The organism is Flagellimonas meridianipacifica (genome assembly GCF_003001695.1).
GTDB classification, from domain to species: Bacteria; Bacteroidota; Bacteroidia; order Flavobacteriales; family Flavobacteriaceae; genus Flagellimonas; species Flagellimonas meridianipacifica.
Genome location: NZ_PVYX01000001.1, coordinates 1,883,548 through 1,903,350, shown reverse-complemented (window position 1 = coordinate 1,903,350; position 19,803 = coordinate 1,883,548). Strand labels below are relative to the sequence as shown.

Annotated in this window: 16 protein-coding genes; 7 read left to right on the top strand and 9 right to left on the bottom strand. The window is 40.4% G+C overall.

Annotated features, from left to right (window positions below; translation table 11 throughout):
- The first annotated feature begins 203 nt into the window (after window positions 1-203).
- From CLV81_RS08745 to CLV81_RS08730, 4 genes are all read left to right on the top strand, one after another.
- Window positions 204-773, top strand: a complete 570-nt coding sequence (locus CLV81_RS08745) for a Crp/Fnr family transcriptional regulator (protein ID WP_158259104.1) — start codon at window positions 204-206, stop codon at window positions 771-773.
- A 102-nt stretch (window positions 774-875) separates the two neighbouring features.
- Window positions 876-1,355 (top strand): SRPBCC family protein, encoded by a 480-nt coding sequence (locus CLV81_RS08740; RefSeq protein WP_146129866.1) that lies wholly within the window; start codon window positions 876-878, stop codon window positions 1,353-1,355.
- Window positions 1,356-1,817: 462 nt separating this feature from the next.
- The gene (locus tag CLV81_RS08735) at window positions 1,818-2,528 is read left to right on the top strand and encodes a collagen-like protein (protein WP_106144633.1); all 711 of its coding nucleotides are present in this window, start codon (window positions 1,818-1,820) and stop codon (window positions 2,526-2,528) included.
- A gap of 34 nt (window positions 2,529-2,562) precedes the next feature.
- A complete protein-coding gene (locus CLV81_RS08730; protein ID WP_146129865.1) occupies window positions 2,563-3,288 on the top strand; it encodes a hypothetical protein in 726 nt (241 codons plus the stop codon).
- A gap of 57 nt (window positions 3,289-3,345) precedes the next feature.
- Here CLV81_RS08730 and CLV81_RS08725 read toward each other — a convergent pair whose 3' ends face one another.
- The gene (locus CLV81_RS08725; protein ID WP_106144631.1) at window positions 3,346-4,353 is read right to left on the bottom strand and encodes an alpha/beta hydrolase; all 1,008 of its coding nucleotides are present in this window, start codon (window positions 4,351-4,353) and stop codon (window positions 3,346-3,348) included.
- Between the two features lie 88 nt (window positions 4,354-4,441).
- Between CLV81_RS08725 and CLV81_RS08720 the strand changes: the two genes are divergently transcribed.
- Window positions 4,442-5,695, top strand: coding sequence for an NRAMP family divalent metal transporter (locus CLV81_RS08720; protein WP_106144630.1), 1,254 nt, complete (start codon window positions 4,442-4,444; stop codon window positions 5,693-5,695).
- Here CLV81_RS08720 and CLV81_RS08715 read toward each other — a convergent pair whose 3' ends face one another.
- From CLV81_RS08715 to CLV81_RS08685, 7 genes are all read right to left on the bottom strand, one after another.
- Window positions 5,696-7,651: an OmpA family protein gene (locus tag CLV81_RS08715; RefSeq protein ID WP_106144629.1), complete on the bottom strand. Its 1,956-nt coding sequence runs from the start codon at window positions 7,649-7,651 to the stop codon at window positions 5,696-5,698.
- Between the two features lies 1 nt (window position 7,652).
- Window positions 7,653-8,636: a PorP/SprF family type IX secretion system membrane protein gene (locus CLV81_RS08710; RefSeq protein ID WP_106144628.1), complete on the bottom strand. Its 984-nt coding sequence runs from the start codon at window positions 8,634-8,636 to the stop codon at window positions 7,653-7,655.
- 1 nt (window position 8,637) lies between these two features.
- Window positions 8,638-11,775 (bottom strand): Calx-beta domain-containing protein, encoded by a 3,138-nt coding sequence (locus CLV81_RS08705; RefSeq protein ID WP_106144627.1) that lies wholly within the window; start codon window positions 11,773-11,775, stop codon window positions 8,638-8,640.
- A gap of 160 nt (window positions 11,776-11,935) precedes the next feature.
- Window positions 11,936-12,817: an ACP S-malonyltransferase gene (gene fabD, locus CLV81_RS08700; protein ID WP_106144626.1), complete on the bottom strand. Its 882-nt coding sequence runs from the start codon at window positions 12,815-12,817 to the stop codon at window positions 11,936-11,938.
- 47 nt (window positions 12,818-12,864) lie between these two features.
- On the bottom strand, window positions 12,865-13,377 hold the full coding sequence (locus CLV81_RS08695) for a gamma carbonic anhydrase family protein (RefSeq protein WP_106144625.1): 513 nt from the start codon (window positions 13,375-13,377) through the stop codon (window positions 12,865-12,867).
- 6 nt (window positions 13,378-13,383) lie between these two features.
- A complete protein-coding gene (locus CLV81_RS08690) occupies window positions 13,384-14,118 on the bottom strand; it encodes a LytR/AlgR family response regulator transcription factor (protein ID WP_106144624.1) in 735 nt (244 codons plus the stop codon).
- Complete coding sequence (locus CLV81_RS08685; protein ID WP_106144623.1) at window positions 14,115-16,319, bottom strand: tetratricopeptide repeat-containing sensor histidine kinase; 2,205 nt, start codon at window positions 16,317-16,319, stop codon at window positions 14,115-14,117. Before CLV81_RS08685 ends, CLV81_RS08690 begins: the two co-directional genes overlap by 4 nt.
- 207 nt (window positions 16,320-16,526) lie before the next feature.
- On the opposite strand from CLV81_RS08685, the gene CLV81_RS08680 reads away from it, so the two are divergent.
- Window positions 16,527-17,696, top strand: coding sequence for a vWA domain-containing protein (locus tag CLV81_RS08680; RefSeq protein WP_106144622.1), 1,170 nt, complete (start codon window positions 16,527-16,529; stop codon window positions 17,694-17,696).
- Window positions 17,697-17,746: 50 nt separating this feature from the next.
- Here the strand turns inward: CLV81_RS08680 and CLV81_RS08675 are convergent, their stop codons facing one another.
- Entirely contained in the window at window positions 17,747-18,778 is a 1,032-nt protein-coding gene (locus CLV81_RS08675) for a PorP/SprF family type IX secretion system membrane protein (RefSeq protein ID WP_106144956.1), read from the bottom strand.
- 124 nt (window positions 18,779-18,902) lie between these two features.
- On the opposite strand from CLV81_RS08675, the gene CLV81_RS08670 reads away from it, so the two are divergent.
- Window positions 18,903-19,799, top strand: a complete 897-nt coding sequence (locus CLV81_RS08670) for a NifU family protein (RefSeq protein WP_106144621.1) — start codon at window positions 18,903-18,905, stop codon at window positions 19,797-19,799.
- Window positions 19,800-19,803: the final 4 nt, after the last annotated feature.

Below are 19,803 nucleotides of genomic sequence, written 5' to 3'. Positions count from 1 at the left end.
ATTGAAACAATGGGGAACTAATTGGATAGTCAAGTTAATGATTTACAAAGAATTAGAGCTAAATAAAAACCTTAAAAAAACTGGGGTTTTCTCATAAAAGGGCAATACTGCGAATGTCCAATGCCCAAAAAATTAGTTTCTGTCCTTTGCTCCTCCAATTGTTTATAAAATCACTTAAAAATAAGTAACTTTAGTACATGCAAATGCTTAGGAATTACTTTAAGGGATTTGGCGATATTTCATCTGAAAATATGGATTTTCTATTAAGCCATTGTACAAGTCTTGAAGTTCCTAAAGGTACTGAGTTGATAAAACCCAATCAAGATGTAGATGCCGTTTACTTTCTGGAAGAAGGATTTCTCCATTACTATACCTATTCCGATTTTGGAGAGCGGGTTACCTTAAAAGTAGTAGAAGCAAATTATTGCTGGACAATGATGGACAGCTTCGTAAACCATGTTCCCAGCAGTGATTATTGTGTGGCCCTGAGTTCGGTTCGGCTTTGCGAACTGAAAAGAGAAAACTATCAGGCCATTAAATCTAAAAACAAGGAACTCAGTAATTTCATTCAAAGCATTGTAGAACAAATTTTATCCGCCAAGGTCATTGAAGCTAATAAAAAGTCGCGAATGACCATTGAACAGCGATATTTGGATTTACTTGAAAACCATACCAAAATGGTTCAAGAAGTTCCTGTTCAAATTCTCGCCTCCCTAATAGGCACTTCACGAGAAACGCTTCACCGTATTCGGCGAAAACTGGCAGCTGCCTAAGATTTCTTAAAATTTTGTTAGTGTGTCAAATGACACAGCTTTTTCATGTATTAGATTCGAATTTTAGGGTATAACTCGAAATAAGAACCAAAACACTGTATCATGAAAAGAATTCCATCCGCCCTGTCCGTTATGATCTTGCTGTTCACAATAAGCCCAGGAATTGCTCAAAAGAAACAGTTTACGCACACTGTTGAAATCAACAACACCCCAGAAAACGTATGGAATGCCCTTATGGATTATTCCAGCTTCAAGAAGTGGGATAGTAATATAGTAGATGTCCGTTGCCCAGACGAGCTTAAAAAGAGAGAAAACTGCCAAGTCATCGTAGAATCTGGACAAATCTATAATATTGAAATTGTTGACATTGTTGAGAAGGAATCCTATACCCTGCGCTATAACCTTCCCACTGGAATGCTCTATATCCAACGCAAGTTAACTTCAGGGTCTACGTTAGAACTCACTGAAAACGTATGGTACAAAGGAATTTCTCAAAAGACATTTGAAAGATATAAGGGGACGGACTATGAAGAAACTGTGAAGAAAAAACTGGAAGGGTTTAAAAACTACATTGACATGTGAGTGACAAGGGAAAATAGCTATTATTTTTCTCCACCATTTTAAATGAAAGCCAGGACTTTGTCCAGGCTTTTTTTATAAAACAATCTTTAATCAAAACCGCGTGCACTCCACCCACGTTTATCAAAAACTATTGAAAACCTCAATTTCCTAAATGCTGAAGTTTCTCAACACGGCATAATCTATCGAATCAATTATTTAAACTGGAAGCTTTAAAACCCTACCTGGCTTTTTTTAAGTTGTTCTTTTTTGGATGATTAGAAACTAATAAGAAGTGTACTAACAAATTGTTCACTGACAGGTTATACATACTTACAGAGCTCAAAAGTATATTCGGTTCTCCATGTCAGAAATCAATATCAAATTGAATCCTTCATCCGTTAGTTCAAATAAAGCATCCATCAAACCGTGTTCCTCGGCCTTTTAGCCATTTGGTAGTTTCGCCAAAATATCAAACAATAAATTATGAGAAAATTCAATTTACTTTATGTATTTAGCTTAGTGTTTGCCCTGGCACTGGTTTCCTGTTCTGGAGAGGATGGTGCAGATGGTGCAGATGGAATAAATGGTATAAACGGCACCAACGGAACTAATGGAACAGATGGTGAAGATGGAGCTGACGGGGCAGACGGAGCAAATGGCGTGGGCTATGATGAGCTCATTCGCTTTGGTAGCATTACCATGGTTTTGGAAGGCACAAGACCCGATTTTCAAGTATTCAGGGATTCCACGGCCTTTAAATTTACTTCAGTTGAAGGATCTGATATCTCTTTTATCAATCAACTGGACATCACAAATAATGTGCATGATTTTGATCTCCGGCGTTTTCTAAGTTCACCTGATAATGCTTTCAACAATTCTTATATTGATTGGGCTCTAACCATTCAAGATTTGGGGGAAGAAAATGAGACCGTGACGTTAGCCAATATTCAAATTGTAAACTACGCCGTGGTTGGAGAAGATAACAAATATTTTACCTTAAGCGATTCCTTTGAGTCAGGCATTGATGGGGTAAGCGAGTTTGAATTCTCCGATATTGCATTTAATCCAGAGACCAATAATCTGACTTTTGATTACCGTTTTATTGTAGATGGCGAATCTAATGATTCAGGAAATACCCTAAATGTTTCCGGAACTGTTGATGTCATCGTATTGCAAGAGGTACAGGGTCTTTAATAAGATATGGATATTCACTCAATTTTAAGTAGTTATGAGAAATAATATTTTATATATCCTATGCATCGCTTTAGGAGTATTGATGGGCTCATGCTCTGATGGCGAGGACGGAATGGACGGTGCTAATGGTACAAATGGCACTAACGGAACAAACGGCATAGATGGTAATGACGGAGCTAATGGAGCCAACGGTCAGAACGGTGCAGGTTTTGACGAGGTGGCCGAGTATGGGTACATCTCCATGGTCATGGAAGGTACACGTGCGGACAATGTGGCCTTTAGGGATTCCACTTCCTTTAGGTTTACTCCCATAGACGGATCTGATTTGGAAGATTTTAATGACTTGACCATTAGCGAAGTCGACGATACCATGATTTATGATTTAGGTTTTCAGCGTTTTTTTAGCGCTGCGGATGATATTTACCAAGAATCTTATGTTCGCTTTGATTTGAGGATTGAGAACATTGGTGAAGAAAGTGAAGAGCTTTTGGAAGCTTTTAGTTTTTTCACCATTGAGAACTATGCCGTTATTGGAGAGGATAACAAGTATTTTATAATGGACAGTGCGTTTTCTCCTTTTGACAATGCAGTCAATGATTTTAACATTACCGACATTACTTTTGATTCCGAAACCAACCGATTGACCTTTTCTTACAGCCTTAACGTAGGAGAAGAAAATTTTGGAAATCCAACAGGGAATACGTTGAACATTTCTGGAACTGCAAATGTTATTGTATTGGAGGCTTTGAAGGTTCCTTAAAATCAGTTTTCATTGTTTATAAGACAGTTAAAGGACAGGACGTAGTCGTTTTGTCCTTTATTTTTTTGGCTGTATTCCAAGAATCTCCTTAATAAATCCGTTGGTTTCTTTTTCAACAGCATCCAAATCTTTTGAAGTAATATTTGAAGCAATAACGTGATCTCCAACTTCGGAGAAAGCCTTTTTGCGTTTTAAACTATTTGGCGTTCCAAGCTCTTTGTACATGTTTAGCATAGCCGGTACTGAAACTACCTTATCCTGAATGGAATCGTTTTTAAAAAAATAGCCCATAAAAACGGGTTGGGTCACTTTTTGGAAGGTTTCTGGTTTCATAGTATGGTCTACCAAAGCCTGAAGATGGGTCAGGGCTTCAACCCGATATTTTGATGTCCAATACTTCCTTTTAATTTCATTGGCCTCAAATTCATGGTAATCTCCTTGCTTGACCAATCTAGCCAGTTGAAGACCCCATGGTCCCGCCAATACTTTGGCATTCTGGTCATAAATCTCAATGTTAGGCGAATATAGAATCAATCCAGCAATATCTTCGTCCCCTCCTGCCAAATGTAATGCCAAAGTGCCTCCCGTGGATGTAGCAATAAGAATTACCTTCTCTCCCAATTTCTTGCCAACCGCAATCGCCTCCTTTGCGGATGCAATGAGCTCATTGGCGGTTAAATTTAGCATCGGCTCTTCTTCCTCCAATCCATGGCCTGCCAACCTAGGCAAATATAGGTTGCAGCCATACCGTTTTGCCGTCTTTATATGCAACGGATTTCCTTCTGCTTGACTCGCGGACCAGCCATGCAAGTAGACAATGCTATACTCTGTTTTTTGTGGTACACTATCATACCAAACAATTCTTGCTTCATTATCGGCCTTAATATTGGGCATCTCTTTTTCCCGTGCCATAATCATCTCTTCCAAGGCCAACAAATTAGAAGGCACAGTGGGCAAAGTGGTATCCAAATTGGGTTTTTCTACTTCAGGACCCACAAGAAAGAGAATCACCAAAAGTGCTATCACCCATAATATTCCCTTAAAAACCTTTTTCAAAAACTTCATAAAACAGGTTTAACCAGTTACGTTTTCATTATTGCATTGGCGATTCCTTAAATATACTATTTTCGTAAAACGTACTTTTAGGTCGTTGATGACAAAATTTAAAACACTAGTCAAGTACCTTGGACCAGGTCTGCTTTTTGCCTCTATGGCCATTGGCACTTCCCATCTTGTACTTTCTACCAAAGCAGGCGCACAATATGGTTGGGTCATGATTATACCTATTGTACTGGCAAACGTACTCAAGTATCCTTTTTTTGAATTCGGTATCCGATATACAACGGTTACGCAAAAAAGCTTGATTGAAGGCTACTTAAATATGGGCAGAGGTTATCTATGGGTATATGCCTTTGTTACCTTAGTTTCCACATTTACCATTTTAGCTGCTCTGTACATTGTTACCACCGGGCTTTTCATGAACCTATTTCAATTGAGTACGCTAAATATTGGCTTGGTTTCCTTGGGACTTTTTGCATTTATCAGTGGTATTCTGATTATTGGACGCTATAAATTTTTGGAGGATTCTTTGAAAGCGGTGATTACGGTTCTTTTTATTGCCCTGCTGATTACAACATTTTTAGTAATTCAAAAAGGTCCAGTAAGTCCTATAGCAAATTATCAGGCTCCTGAGATATTCAATGAGGTTGGCATTCTTTTTCTCATTAGCTTGATGGGTTGGATGCCAACTGCAGTCGAAGCTTCAGGCTGGGTAAGCCTATGGAGTATTGAGAATCAGAGTACCCAAAGGGATAAACCTTCTTTAAAGATTGCTTTGCAAGAATTTAATCTAGGATATGTTTTAACGGGCGTCCTTGCCATTTTCTTCCTAATTATTGGATGGCTCACCCTATACGGTACAGGAACCGAATTAAGTGGAAGCGCGGTTGTTTTTGCAGACCAAGTCATTACTTTATTTACGTCACATATTGGAGGTTGGACCTATAGTCTTATAGCCATTGCTGCTTTCGCCACGATGTTCAGCACTTGCATGACAGCTCACGATGCAGTTACTCGGGTCAGTATAGACGTATTGAAGAAGTTAGCCCCAAGCAATAACACTTTTAAGAGTAAAAGCTCCTTTACTGTTGGAATTATACTTCTGGCTCTTGTTAATTGGACTGTGATTATTGCTTTTGGCTCCAACATGGGAGATTTGGTGGCTCTTGCCACATTTGTTTCCTTCGTTATGGCCCCCATTGTGGGATGGATGAACCTGAAAGCCGTTAAAAGCAAAGAAATGCCCAAGAAACACCACCCAAGGACTGGATTAAAAATCCTTACCTATTCTGGCATTCTTTTTCTTTCTTTATTTGCGATTTACTATTGCTGGTTGATCGTGAACTGATTACTCACTGAAAAGAATGTTGTCATTTAAGACGACTATTAAGGTTCTTTGATTCCTTCTATGAAGAACTTCCAAACAGTACACTCCATTTGTACAGTTGTTTAGAATTTTCTGTTCCCCATAGCCCAAACTATAAAGTATATTGGAAGCTGGAACTCCATTATCAATCAAATACTTCTTCACAGCATCTGACCTAGCTTGGGTAAGTCTAAAATTGGTACTGTTTCCTCCTCGACTATCGGTATACGTCTCAATCCGTAATTGAGCTGATGGAAAATTATTGATGAAATCAACTACTTTGTCCAATTCCACAGTAATGCTCGCATCAAGGTTGGTACGCCCCCTACCGAAGAAAAACTTTTGAAACTTGACTACCTTTTGGCCTTCCCTTTCTTCTACCAAATCATCATATAATGCCAATCCTATGTTATAATCAGTTTTCAGCACGGTTTCAATTTCTTCTCCTTTCAAATTCTTTACAAAACTGGAAAAACGGTTTTTGGTTGACCTTATGGTAATTGAGTCTTGCCATGGTATTTCCAACCTATACTTTCCATTTAAGTCCGATATGGTTTCTTTCAGAACCTCTCCACTAGCTCCCAACAACTGCACTGATGCATTATTTATATTTTCAGTAGAATCATAAGCTTTCACCACCCTACCCTTTACAGTTATTGTTTTCAACCCTGGTTTTTCCTCCACCCGGAAACCATAGATATCATCACCCCCTTTTCCTCCTTTTCTATTTGAAGCAAAATATCCTAAAAGCCCGGCTCCTTCATTTCGTATGACCATTCCAAAATCGTCATGTACCGAATTGATTCCAGAACCTAAATTTACAGGTATGCTAAATCCATCCCCTGTTTCAATAGTACTCTGATAAATATCCATTCCCCCAAGACCATAAAAAACATCCGATGCAAAGTAAAAACTGTTCTCAAAAATGAAAGGGGAAATCTCGTTTCCAGGAGAATTTATGCGAGGCCCTAAGTTAACAGGGGCCGACATAATCTGACCGTTATTGGTAGCCACATAATACAAATCCGTGCCGCCATACCCGTCTTCAAAATCAGCAGCGAAATATAGCCTTCCAGTAGCCTCTTCATAAAATGGATAGTAGAAAGACGTGCTTAAATCCCTGAACAAAAGTTGCGGTCTACCACCCAGGGCTATTTTGGCGATGGAGAGTGCATTTTTGCCATTCTCATTGAAGACCAACTCGCCATCATCTGTATTCGAGGCAACATAAAAAACAGTTTTCAAATCCTCCGAATAAGAAGGTGTCGCTTTATGGAAATTTGAAGCAGGTATATCCGAAAACACTTTTTGGTTATTCACTTGACCATCATTTAGGATATCAGCCTTAAAAATATTAAGGTATCCTGCTCCAGTGGGAGCATATTTTTTCTTTGTATTTTGATTTCTATCGCTGGAAAAAAGAATCTCATCCCCAAAAAAGGTGGGAGAAAAATCAGATTGGGGACTATTGACCTGAGCATTGAATATTTCATACTCTAAGCCTTCCGCCTGGTCTTGTTGGCTCAAAAGAGATACATTGAATTCTTTATTTTCAAATAATTCTTTAGAAAATGAGGTAGCTTTTTTGCTTAAAAGGGAATCTACTTTGTTAAAATCAAACATTACAGAAAGACTTTGCAACATCATGTTAAATTGAAGACTATTCAACAAGGAGCTATCCTTTTCATATAACCGTGAATAAACTGTTGATGCTTCTTCAAATCTTCCCACTTTGTAATAGGAGTCCGCCAGATTCAATGTCTGTCTTTCCGTCAATAGAGTCCCTTTGGCCTGTTCACTTTCATATGAAGTGATAGCTTGCTTATAGGCATATTGAAAAAAGTAATCGTCCGCCTTTAGTCTTTTCTCCTGACCAAACAATGAACATGCCATCAAACCAAGGACCAAAAACAAGTGTATGTTTCTTTGAAGAGTCATATTAGAAGAATCTTGGTGAATCTATTTGTTTCGGTTTGCCTTTGAGTGATTTATCCCTATTCTTAGAACCTCTTGAATTGGAACCTCCTCTACCCAAATAAAACTTAACAATGGCTTCGTGTGAACCTCCACTAAAATCCCCCAATCCATTTGTATTGTAGTCATAATTATACCCTACAAAAAGACTATTGGATATCTGAAAGCCAGCTAGACCACTGACTGCGTTGTCAAAACGATATGCAGCCCCAATGGTAAAGGCATCCAAAAATTGAAAGTTGGCCGACAGATTAACTGTTACCGGCAATCCTTCCAGGTAGTTCACCAAAAAGGCGGGTTTAAACTTGGTCCTATCTGATATATCAAAAACATACCCTCCGATAAAGGTAAACTGTAAATTGTCTTCAATCACTGTGGCCACTTCATCATTATACAAACCATTGGTAAGGAAATTTGGCACCGAAACTCCAGTATACCAATTATCCTCGTAAAGAAACAAGCCTGCGCCAACAATGGGATAAAAATTACTTACGGTTTCACCTGTAGTTGCGGGATCATTTGGATCATTAAAAGTTCCTTCGGAAAAATCCAAATTCAGCAAGGACCCTCCTCCAGAAAGACCAAAAGACAATTTAGTTGCGTCAGATAGATTGATTTGATACGAATACGAAACGGTTATAAACGTCTGATCTGAAGGTCCCAAGGCATCATTTATTACATTAAATCCAAGCCCGGTTTTTTCATTATTGAGCGGAGCATTTATTCCAAATCGAATAGTAGTTGGTGCACCGGGAATATCTATCCATTGTGCTCTGTACAAACCGGAAATATCCATAGTTTCAACCGTACCCACATAGGCTGGATTGAAACTACCAACGTTGTACATGTATTGCGTATACTGGGGTTCTTGTTGCGCAACGCAAAAACTTATGGAAACCAAAAATGCGACAAGAGCGCTTTGTATTAAATGTATCCTCTCCATCATCATCCTATCTTATTATTTGTATCCATCCTTTTTGAGGTTCGGTTCCGTTACCCAAATCCAAGACGTAGAAATACGTACCTAAGGGTAAATTTCCATTACTTCCTGTCCCATCCCATGAGCCGTCGTAGCCATTTGCCTCAAATACACTGTTACCATATCGATCAAACACTTCCAATCTATTGTTGGGAAATTCGTTGTTCGGGTCGACAAACCTTAGGGTATCATTTATCCCATCCCCATTGGGAGAAAATATATTACATAAAGTACCAGGTTCCAAACATGGACTTTGGGATACGTTTATTAAGACCGTAGCGGTATTGTTTGTGGCATTATCATCTATAGGGAAGGATGAATCAATAGTAGCTGTATTTGATAATTGTCCTATCACCAAGACTCTAACGGTTATTTCCAAAGTCACTGATTCCTCATCCCCTGAAAGCTCAGGAATGGTCCAAAGACCTGTTGCATCATCATAACTTCCTATAGAAGCGTTATCTGATTCATATTGAAATCCTGGGTTTAGTTGAATTGGGTCATTGACCACAACATTCAACACTCGACTCATCATGGCATTTTCTAAGGTAATCCTAAAGGTTACATTCGAACCCAATACAGGTGTCACACTTCCGCTAACCACTTCTTTGGTAATTGCTAAATCAATGGGCAAAGGGTTACAAGAAGGAATTAAGAATGGATCACATGGATCTAAAGGATCAGTTGCCACTTCAGGAATGGCCGTTGTACTAGGGTCATCCACAACTAGCACCTCTTCACCATCTGTTAAACCATCTCCATCCGTATCTGGGTTGTTTGGATTTGTTCCTAGGCTCAACTCCTCAGAATCCCTGAGTCCGTCACCATCACTATCCACAATACAAGCACTTACAGAAATGGTAACCTGAACTGAGCTGTCAACACATGGGGGTACCGCGCTGTTGGTGGTATATTCAAATACGTAATCTCCACTAGGTTGCCCTTCAAAATTTGTAGCATTTCCAGAACCAATAACCACTGTACCACCTGTTGGCTGTGTTATCACAGCCCAAACCCCAGGTTCAGCACCCGTCAGCGTATCATCCAAATCGATTATGGTCGGACCTCCGTTGCCAGCAACATTGCAAGCGAAGGTATCTGTGGGGGTTCCAGGAGAAGGATTGTTATTGACCGTAGCCACCACTTCGGTTCTAGGGGAGGTGCAGTCATTCAAAGTTGCTTCAACAAAGAAAGATGTCGTCGTTGTAAGGCTTGGCGTTACAAAAGAAGGTCCTGTACCCAGAATTGTTCCTCCTGACGCACTGGCATACCAAGCCAATGTACCTTCACTAGAAGTAGCACTTAAGGTTACAGTACCCTCCCCGCAGCGGGATGCAGGTGTTGTAGTCAGAACAGATGGTGTAATCGTTCTGCTCAAGGTAATGGTTAGGATTGGACTGGCACACAGATTAACTTCATCGTAGAAAAAACCAAAATAGGATGAGGCTGCCACAACAATCCCATCAAAAAAGGCTCCAGTGTTTGTTATATCGGAAGAAGTGCTCCAAGTAAGTACGGTTCCTGGTGGTGCTGTATTTGTGACATAGTCATTTAAGTCGGCCATGACCACATCACAAAACTCCAAGGGTTGAGAAGTATCCAAGGCTGGAGCCACATTTCCAGCGTTGCAGGGACCAGCAAAATCATCATTCACGATTGTCCCTATCCCAGTCCCATTATTAATGGTAGCGTTATTCGGAGCACTGAGAACCAACGTAAAATCTTCATTCCCTTCTATATCCGCATCCCCATTTACTGTAACTGTAACAGTTGTACTCGAAGTGCCATTTGTTATCGTTCTAGGACTGTTTACTATCGCCGTGTAGTCCGTACCAGCTTGGGCTGACCCATCATTGGTGTTCACTATAAAGTCAATATCACCTATTGCATTATTTCCACCATCCACACTTACGGTAAAGTCAAAATCAGTTGTGCCAGCATCTCCTTCGGATAAAGTGACATCGTTTATGCTGATAGAAGCTATATCATCACTGGTTATTGTTACCGTTGCACTGGAAGTTGTCCCAATCGTATAGCCTGTTCCTGTGCCAAGAGTCAAGATGACCGTCTCGTTGCCCTCTACATCGTTGTCATCAACAGGGATAAGGGTTATTGTGGCCGTATCTTGGCCATTGGGGATATTAACGCTGCCAGAAAGTGCAGCAAAGTCATCTATTGAAGCAGCGGTACCTCCTACGTTGTAATTCACGGTTATCGCACTGCCCGTGTTATTCACCGCATCCAAACTTACTGTGAACTGGCCCGTATCTATACCTGCTTCCGCAGCAGTGTTATCGTTTGCCGTAATAGTGGCAACAAATGCGTCGTCGTTGGTGATCGTGCCAAGCCCCGTGTCATCGCCCGCAGTGCCGCCCGTAATTCCGCTGAGCACAACCGAGAACTCCTCGTCCCCCTCAACATCCGTGTCACCGTTGACCGTAACCGTTATCGTGGTGCTGGGAGTGCCCGAAGCTATCGTGCCCGAACCGCCCGTTATCGCTACGTAGTCCGTCCCGGAAGTCGCAGTGCCATTGACCGTGTTCACCGTAAAATCTATGTCTGTGCCCGCATTGCCGCCGCCGTCCACGCTCACCGTGAAGATGAAGTCCGTCGTGCCAGCATTTCCCTCAGCCAGGGTCACATCGTTGATGCTGATCGCGTCAAGGGGCGCCACGTCGTCGTTGGTGATCGTGCCAAGCCCCGTGTCATCGCCCGCAGTGCCGCCCGTAATTCCGCTGAGCACAACCGAGAACTCCTCGTCCCCCTCAACATCCGTGTCACCGTTGACCGTAACCGTTATCGTGGTGCTGGGAGTGCCCGAAGCTATCGTGCCCGAACCGCCCGTTATCGCTACGTAGTCCGTCCCGGAAGTCGCAGTGCCATTGACCGTGTTCACCGTAAAATCTATGTCTGTGCCCGCATTGCCGCCGCCGTCCACGCTCACCGTGAAGATGAAGTCCGTCGTGCCAGCATTTCCCTCAGCCAGGGTCACATCGTTGATGCTGATTGTCTGACTATACCCGTAATAGGCAAAAAAGAAAAAAATAAAGGCTAGAAGAAGCCTTTTTGCCAGGCAAAAATTATCCTGATTTGAGGTTTTATTTAGCATAAAATGAGACCTAGTCCATTTATTTTAATTGGGCCTGCACAAGTAATTATTCAAAATTTGGGAGGGAGCCAATATTACTAAAAAAAGGAGGATTCGCCCAACTTTGTAGTTTAAATCTAAGTTTATTAGGTAAACTACGTATTACATTTCATATGAAGTTTTATACCGTTGCCGAAGCAGTATCCATTCCAGAACTGATTTTTCGCACCAACCCTTGTAGAACCTTGCCTGGACCTACTTCGATAAACGATGTCGCACCATCCTTTACCATATTTTGAACACTTTGGGTCCATTTTACAGGCTCTGTCAGTTGTGCAATTAGATTCGTCTTGATTTCCTCTGGTTTATTCACCGCTATTGTAGTCACATTCTGATAAATTGGACATGATGGTGTATTGAAGGTAGTTGCCTCAATAGCAGCAGCCAGCTCTTCACGAGCTGGTTCCATAAGCGGAGAATGAAATGCTCCTCCCACTGGGAGTAATAAAGCCCTTCGTGCTCCAGCAGCTTTTAAAGTTTCACATGCTGCATTCACCGCATCCACCTCCCCGGATATGACCAGTTGGCCAGGACAGTTATAATTTGCTGCCACAACAATACCAGGGGTTTCCTCACAAATTTTTTCCACAACCTCATCATCCAATCCCAATACAGCCGCCATAGTACTAGGTTTCAATTCACATGCTTTCTGCATGGCCATCGCTCTTTGGGAAACCAATTTAAGGGCATCTTCAAAATTCAAAGCATTATTGGCCACCAAAGCGGAAAACTCTCCCAATGAATGCCCTGCGACCATATCTGGCGTAAAAGAATCTCCCAATACTTTACTCAATATCACCGAGTGGAGAAAGATAGCGGGTTGCGTAACTTTGGTCTGTTTCAGTTCTTCGGCAGTACCTTCAAACATGATATCCGTAATCGAAAATCCTAAAATATCATTTGCTTGTTCAAAAAAATCTTGTGCTACAGGATGGTTTTCATACAAATCCAAGCCCATTCCCACAAACTGCGCTCCCTGTCCAGGAAAAACATATGCCTTCATTGGTGTTTATTTAGTTGGTTATAAAAGTAGGGATTTTTTGGCACGCATTATTCCTTAAACCAACTTGCATATTTTACATAGTTGTTTGCGATTCTATCTATCTCTCCCGACATCAATTCGAGACTTACATCCTTTATCTTTTTGGCAGGCATTCCAGCATAAACGCTTCCTGATTCGACATGGGTTCCTTTGGTGACCACCGCTCCTGCCGCTATAATTGAATTGCTTTCCACTACACAGTCATCCATAATAATGCTGCCCATTCCTACAAGTACATTATCCTTAATGGTACATCCGTGCACTATGGCATTGTGACCAATGGAAACGTTGTCTCCGATATTCGTCGGGGATTTTTTATACGTACAATGAACCACAGCCCCGTCTTGGACATTTACTTTGTTACCAATTCTAATATAGTGCACATCCCCTCTTAATACAGCATTGTACCAAATACTGCATTCATCCCCCATAGAAACATCACCCACAATCACCGCATTTTCTGCAATGAAACATTCTTTACCCATTTGAGGGGTTTTACCCCGAACTGATTTTATTATCATACTTCTTTATTGAAAATAGGCCAACAATGCCGATTTTTTTGATGCTGAAACTGAAAGCTCTTTTCCATTTGACAATACTACACTACCCCCTTTTCCTTTCCTATATCGTACCACTTCCCCAACATTTACAAGATATGATTTATGGATACGCGCAAAGGGATACTCCATCAAAGCTTCTTCAAAATACTTTAAGGTCTTACTGACCAGTATTTTCTTGTTTTCCAAAAAAATTTCTGTGTAGTTGTCATCTGCCTTGCAAAAGAAAATCTCCGAGACATCAAGCACCTGAAAACCATCTTGTTGTGGTACCGTAATCTTACCTTCTGCTTTACCGGATTTTGCCTTCAGCACCTGACCTTCCAATGCATTTTCCTTTTGTTTGATATCAACTACGTAATCCACAGCCTTGACCAATTCGTCAATGTTTATGGGCTTCATCAAATAATATGCAGCATGATTGTTCAGGGCATCCATGGCGTATTGATTGTATGCAGTGACGAAAACCGTTTCAAAAGTGCGGTCGGGAATTTTATCCAAGAGGTCGAACGCGTTGCCGAATGGCATTTCCACATCTAAAAAAACCAAATCAGGATTATATTTCCTTATCAGTTCCATACCTTCGGTTATGTTGGGAGCTTCTCCCAAAACCTGTACAGACGGACAATACTTGGTCAAATAGTTCTGCAATATTTCCCTACTGGTAGCCTCATCCTCGACTATTATGGTTCTTAATTCGCTCATCTCTTCTTCAATTTTAGGGTAACCTTTGTACCTGAACCATCTGTTTTTAAATCATTCACCTCTACCTCAATTTGGTTACCATGCATCCCGTTCAAAATATCCAGACGTCTTTTAATATTGCCCATCCCTTTGGACTTTTGTTTTTTCTGATGCTGCGTTTTGAGTTTGGCCGACTTTTTCCTTCCTATTCCGTCGTCGGTAATTTCAATTTTAAGAGTATCCGCATCCAACGAATTCATTTTGATGTTGAGCATGCCTTTTTCCTCTTTGTATCGAAGCCCATGCCATATCGCATTTTCAATATAGGGCTGCAACAACATTGGGGGTATTTGAAAAGCCTCTATGTCTATGGATGGGTCAATATCAATTTGATAATCAAACTTGTCTTCAAATCGAGAATGTTCCAGTTTCACATAGAGCTCCAGCAATTCCAGCTCTTTGGATAAAGGAATGAAATCTTCTTCTGAGTTCTCCAATACGCTGCGCATTAAAATTGAAAACTCACTTAAAAATCGATTTGCACTTCGTTCATCACTTTTTGCAATAAAATTGTTCACTGAATTCAACGCATTAAAGATGAAATGGGGATTCATCTGCGTACGAAGTGATTTCAACGCTAGAAGATTGTTGGCAAGTTTCTGTTGCCTGTTGCTCCGATAAAAGAAAAAGGCGGTGGAACCCAATAACAGGATTCCCATCAGGAGGGTATAAATTATCCATTTTTGTCTCTTACTGGTTTCCTCGAACAATTGTTGTTCGGTCAACGCAAGGTCATATTTACTTTGGGACAATTGCCGTTCCTGCTCCAAGCTTGAGATTCGATTTTGACTGGTAGCTATCTCCCGATTAAAACGTGCAGCTCTAGAAATCTCTTGTTCTTTTCGGATATATAAGCTATCTACAACTGCCACATAATTCTGATAGGATTCCAAAGCTTTGGTAAAATCCCCTTTGTAACGATACACTTCAGATAACTTCCGTGTGGCATCCTTTTTTACCACCAGATCGTTTTCCGTATCGGCTTCAACAATGCTTTTTTGCAAATACGGTATTGCCTCATCCAACTTATTTTGGGCTATGTATGCATTGGCAATCTTATAATTGATTCGCTGAGCGGTAATAGAATCTTTACCGACTTCTGAAACGAGTCCTCTATTATTCTCCTTGGGCAACTGTTCCAACTCGTCCAAGCTTTGTTTTCTTAGTTGAATCTCCTCATCAAATCTATTCTTGTCATTGTAAAAATCGGCTACCTTTTCATTTTCCTTTACCACCCTTGACGGTGCCGAACTTCGTGATAAGTTAAGTGAATTGGTGTAAAAACCTTCAGCTTCAAGAACCTTATTCTGTTTCGCAAAACTGTCCCCAATTTTTGAGTTAAGGTCTATGATTTTAGAGGACAGCTGATTTTTTTCGGCAATCTTCAAACCTTCACGATAAAAATCTTCTGCTTTTCCAAAATCAGACAATCCATTGTAAGCATCCCCTAAGGTTTCATAAAGTTCTATGCGTTGCACTGCGGTAAGATTTTTGACCTTGATTAAAGGGGTTAACTCAGCTTCAGTTTTGCCATATTCCATGTTATCTAGGTAGGCTTTAGCCAATAGCAATGTGGTCTTCGAGCTCTTTTTTGCTGTCAAGGCGTCTTTAAAGTTGGCAATGGCTAAGTCGTATTGTTGATGATAGGAATAGATTTCCCCTAGAGCAGTAAGTGATTCTGAAAGCTCATTTTTATTACCCCTTCTACCCAAATCGGCAATAGATTTGGCTATAAAGTCAATACTTTTCTCAAGGTCCGTAGTCTTATAAAAAATAGCGGAATCCAGATACCTTTGATGATTCAGAACACCTCTGGACACTCTCTTTTTTGAAACCGAACCCGCTTTAGAGTCTGCATATCCCTCGACCAAAACATCCACATCTTCACCCGAAGTGATACGATGCTCAACGGTTTCAAACTCGGGGCTTTCAAAAATAATGATATCCCCTATCGCTGCTTTGATTCTGAATTCTCCCAAGGCATTGGTAAGTGTATATTCTCCCTTATCTGTGGATACTTCAACCCCACTTATAGGAGTATAGTTTTCCTTACCCCTTACCGAACCTTCTATGGTGATAGGTGACCTGCTGGATTCAATCTGGCTCCATCCCCAAGTGCACCCTAACAGTAGCGTTAATACTATGTGTATTACATGTTTCATTCTAAGAGAATACCCTGTAAACTTAGTTCATATTGCTGGGTTTAAAAAATGATGAAAAGTGTCAAACCAGCTAGTATATACCAAAATTTCCGGTCTTACGAAGCAAGAAAAACCATTCGCTCACCGAAAGAGACGATTCACTCATTACTGATTTTTAAACCAAAAAGATGGAGATACTTTTAGCTTGAATTTTTTAAAGATTTAATCATGAAACGAAGACAACTTTTTATTGGAATAACCGTGTTTGCATTCACTCTGGGAAATCTATATGGGTGCAACCTCAAATCCAACACTTCTGAAAAAATAGCACTGACCACTAATTACATATCGGAAAAACCAGCCAAGCAATATGTAAAGCTTGCCCTGCTATTAGATACCAGCAATAGTATGGATGGACTAATCAATCAAGCAAAATCCCAGCTTTGGGACATTGTGAATGAATTCACCTATGCTCGATGCGGAAATGAAGTAAGACCTTCCCTGCAAATTGCTCTATATGAATATGGTAATGATAATCTTTCTGCAAGAGAGGGATATATTCGACAGGTATTGGGCTTTAGTAGTGATTTGGATGAGATTTCGGAAAAACTCTTTTCGCTAACCACCAATGGTGGAGAGGAATTCTGTGGAGAGGTTATCCACACTTCCTTAAAACAGTTGGACTGGGGAAAAAATGCGGATGATTTGAAAATGATTTTTATTGCTGGAAACGAACCCTTTACCCAAGGCAAGCTAAATTATAAGGATGCAGCTCTGAATGCCAAAGAGAAAGACATCATTGTTAATACCATATTCTGTGGAAATTATCAACAAGGTATTTCCACAAAGTGGAAAAATGGAGCCACATTGACCGGTGGGGAATACATGGCCATTGACCATAACAGACAGGTAGTCCATATAGACACCCCGTATGACGATGTTATTATCAAACTGAATACGCAATTGAACAATACGTATATCTCGTATGGTTCATTGGGAGCGGCAAAAGTGGCATCCCAGGCTGCGCAGGACTCTGAAGCCTATAATGTGAACAAAGGTGTTGCGGTAAAGCGTTCCGTCAGTAAAAGTTCAAGGCTTTATAAAAACTCCAAATGGGATTTGGTAGATGCTGTGGAGGAAGCCGAAGTGGAATTGGATGAAATCCAAGAAGAAGATTTACCCAAGGAGCTGCGCGGAAAATCAGAAAAGGAAATGAAGGAATACATCCAAAGTAAAAAAGAAGAGCGCAAACGCATTCAGAAAGAAATACAAGATTTGAACGTGAAGCGAGAGGCCTATATAGCTAAAAACCAAAAACAGGAAAAAGGCGAATTAGAAAATGCTTTGTTGAATGCTATTAAAAATCAAGCGGCTAAGAAGAATTATACGTGGGATTGATTGAATGGTTTAGCTGCTGAAAAATGGTCCGTTGGTAACAGCGGGCCATTTTAATTATTGGCCGCAGGGCAATAACAATCGTATCTTTTTTCCTGATCGTTCTGACCAAAGTCGTACCCCAAGGTAATCTGATGAAAGCCTCCATTGTCAAATCGGATATCACCTGACTGATACGAATAGTTGTAGGAAACCAAGAAATTCTTGTAATTAATACCCACAATTGGAGTAAAGAGCTGTAATCGTTGCTCTCCAAAACTTCCGTCTTGCTGGAATTGGGCCCCATCAAAACTTCTGCGGTATGAAAGTCCGCCCCAAATGGTACCAAACTCAACATCTCTATAAACCTTGGCATTGAAATCAACAGTGGCCTCTTCCGTAAATTCTGTCAATTGCAATAAAACTGAAGGTTCTATCCTAGTTTTTCTTCCAAAAACATATCCTACAGAGAACAGGTATCTCCTCAAATTATCCACCCTTGGCACAACAAGATTATCCGGATCATCCGCTCTACCAATACGGTATATTTCACGTGTTGATGCCAGAACGTTAAGTATGGTAAAATGAGAATAAAACTCACGATAATTATAGGACACACCCAAGTCAAAATTGAAATATGAGCTGGTAATCTTTGAACCTGCAATAGCGGGGTCAAAAGCAACAGACCTAAATTCGGTCTCATCCACACTGCTTAGCAATGCTGTTCCGCTCAATCCAAAAGATAACTGGTTCAAGGTTCTGAAATCCCCTGCCAACTGCAAATGGTGTGCGTAGGTAAACTTAAAACCCGTTTGTGAATGAAAACCATTGGCATCATTAAATATAATTCCTCCGATACCACTTTTCTCCCCTACTCGAGAATTGATATTCAATGTTTGAAGATTTGGTGCGTCTTCCACATCAAACCATTGTTGCCTTGCTGTTAAACGAATTTTGGTTCCTTCACTTATACCCGCCATGGATGGATAGACCAAATAGTAGTTATCTGCCAGGTAATCAAAATAAACAGGAATACCTTCTTGAGCTTTTGAAGTAAAGACACAACAGAATAGGACGAAGGTTGAAAGTATTAAACAGCGTCTCATGTAATGTTTGGGGCTATGGTTGATATATACGCAATCAAACATTGTAATAACGGTATAAGTACTACATTATTATACAGCTTGTCCTTCATCTTTTACTTTGGTATTTTTGTACAAATTCTCAGCTATGAAAGAATACAATATAACTGTCGTACAAACCAATAACCCCAAAATACTAAAGTTTGAGGCAAATCACTTCTTGGTAAAGGGAAATTATGAGTTCAAAAATATAGATGAAGCCCAAAAATCACCTCTTGCCCAACAGCTGTTTTATCTTCCATTCATAAAAACAGTATATGTTTCTGGGAATTTCGTGGCCTTGGAACGTTTTGACATTGTGGAATGGGAAGATGTTAAGGACGAAGTGGCCCAACAATTGGTGGAATACCTGAATGCTGGACAGCTTGTGGTGAATGAGGAAACAACCAACAAAAAAGAAGCTATTACGGTGTATGCAGAAGTGACTCCCAATCCAGCCGTAATGAAGTTTGTGGCCAACAAAAAAATTGTCCCGACCATCTACGAATTCAAAAATATTGATGAGGCCAAGGACTCTAAATTGGCTCAGGAACTCTTCCATTTTCCCTTTGTTAAAGAGGTCTTTATAGACCAAAACTATGTTTCGGTATCCAAATATGATATGGCCGAATGGGAAGATGTAACCTTGGAACTTCGTGAGTTTATCCGAAATTTCCTTGCTGATGGAAAAGAAGTGGTATCCGAAAAAGCTATGGAGGTTACCAAAAACTCTTCCAACACAGCAGCTTTGGGTAAGGATTATGATGACACCTCGCTTCAAATAATAGACATTCTGGAAGAATATGTAAAACCCGCAGTAGCTAGTGATGGGGGAAACATTCTTTTTCAATCTTATGAAGAAGACAGCAAAACAGTCAATGTAATACTACAAGGTGCCTGTAGCGGTTGCCCTTCTTCCACTTTCACCCTTAAAAATGGTATTGAGACCATGTTAAAGAATATGATGGGTGATAAGGTCAACGAAGTTGTTGCCATAAATGGTTAATTAC

Coding starts and splice junctions, on each gene's coding strand:
- CLV81_RS08745 (WP_158259104.1), top strand. CDS start 204: ATGCTTAGGAATTACTTTAAGGGATTTGGCGATATTTCATCTGAAAAT.
- CLV81_RS08740 (WP_146129866.1), top strand. CDS start 876: ATGAAAAGAATTCCATCCGCCCTGTCCGTTATGATCTTGCTGTTCACA.
- CLV81_RS08735 (WP_106144633.1), top strand. CDS start 1,818: ATGAGAAAATTCAATTTACTTTATGTATTTAGCTTAGTGTTTGCCCTG.
- CLV81_RS08730 (WP_146129865.1), top strand. CDS start 2,563: ATGAGAAATAATATTTTATATATCCTATGCATCGCTTTAGGAGTATTG.
- CLV81_RS08725 (WP_106144631.1), bottom strand. CDS start 4,353: ATGAAGTTTTTGAAAAAGGTTTTTAAGGGAATATTATGGGTGATAGCA.
- CLV81_RS08720 (WP_106144630.1), top strand. CDS start 4,442: ATGACAAAATTTAAAACACTAGTCAAGTACCTTGGACCAGGTCTGCTT.
- CLV81_RS08715 (WP_106144629.1), bottom strand. CDS start 7,651: ATGACTCTTCAAAGAAACATACACTTGTTTTTGGTCCTTGGTTTGATG.
- CLV81_RS08710 (WP_106144628.1), bottom strand. CDS start 8,636: ATGATGATGGAGAGGATACATTTAATACAAAGCGCTCTTGTCGCATTT.
- CLV81_RS08705 (WP_106144627.1), bottom strand. CDS start 11,775: ATGCTAAATAAAACCTCAAATCAGGATAATTTTTGCCTGGCAAAAAGG.
- fabD (WP_106144626.1), bottom strand. CDS start 12,817: ATGAAGGCATATGTTTTTCCTGGACAGGGAGCGCAGTTTGTGGGAATG.
- CLV81_RS08695 (WP_106144625.1), bottom strand. CDS start 13,377: ATGATAATAAAATCAGTTCGGGGTAAAACCCCTCAAATGGGTAAAGAA.
- CLV81_RS08690 (WP_106144624.1), bottom strand. CDS start 14,118: ATGAGCGAATTAAGAACCATAATAGTCGAGGATGAGGCTACCAGTAGG.
- CLV81_RS08685 (WP_106144623.1), bottom strand. CDS start 16,319: ATGAAACATGTAATACACATAGTATTAACGCTACTGTTAGGGTGCACT.
- CLV81_RS08680 (WP_106144622.1), top strand. CDS start 16,527: ATGAAACGAAGACAACTTTTTATTGGAATAACCGTGTTTGCATTCACT.
- CLV81_RS08675 (WP_106144956.1), bottom strand. CDS start 18,778: ATGAGACGCTGTTTAATACTTTCAACCTTCGTCCTATTCTGTTGTGTC.
- CLV81_RS08670 (WP_106144621.1), top strand. CDS start 18,903: ATGAAAGAATACAATATAACTGTCGTACAAACCAATAACCCCAAAATA.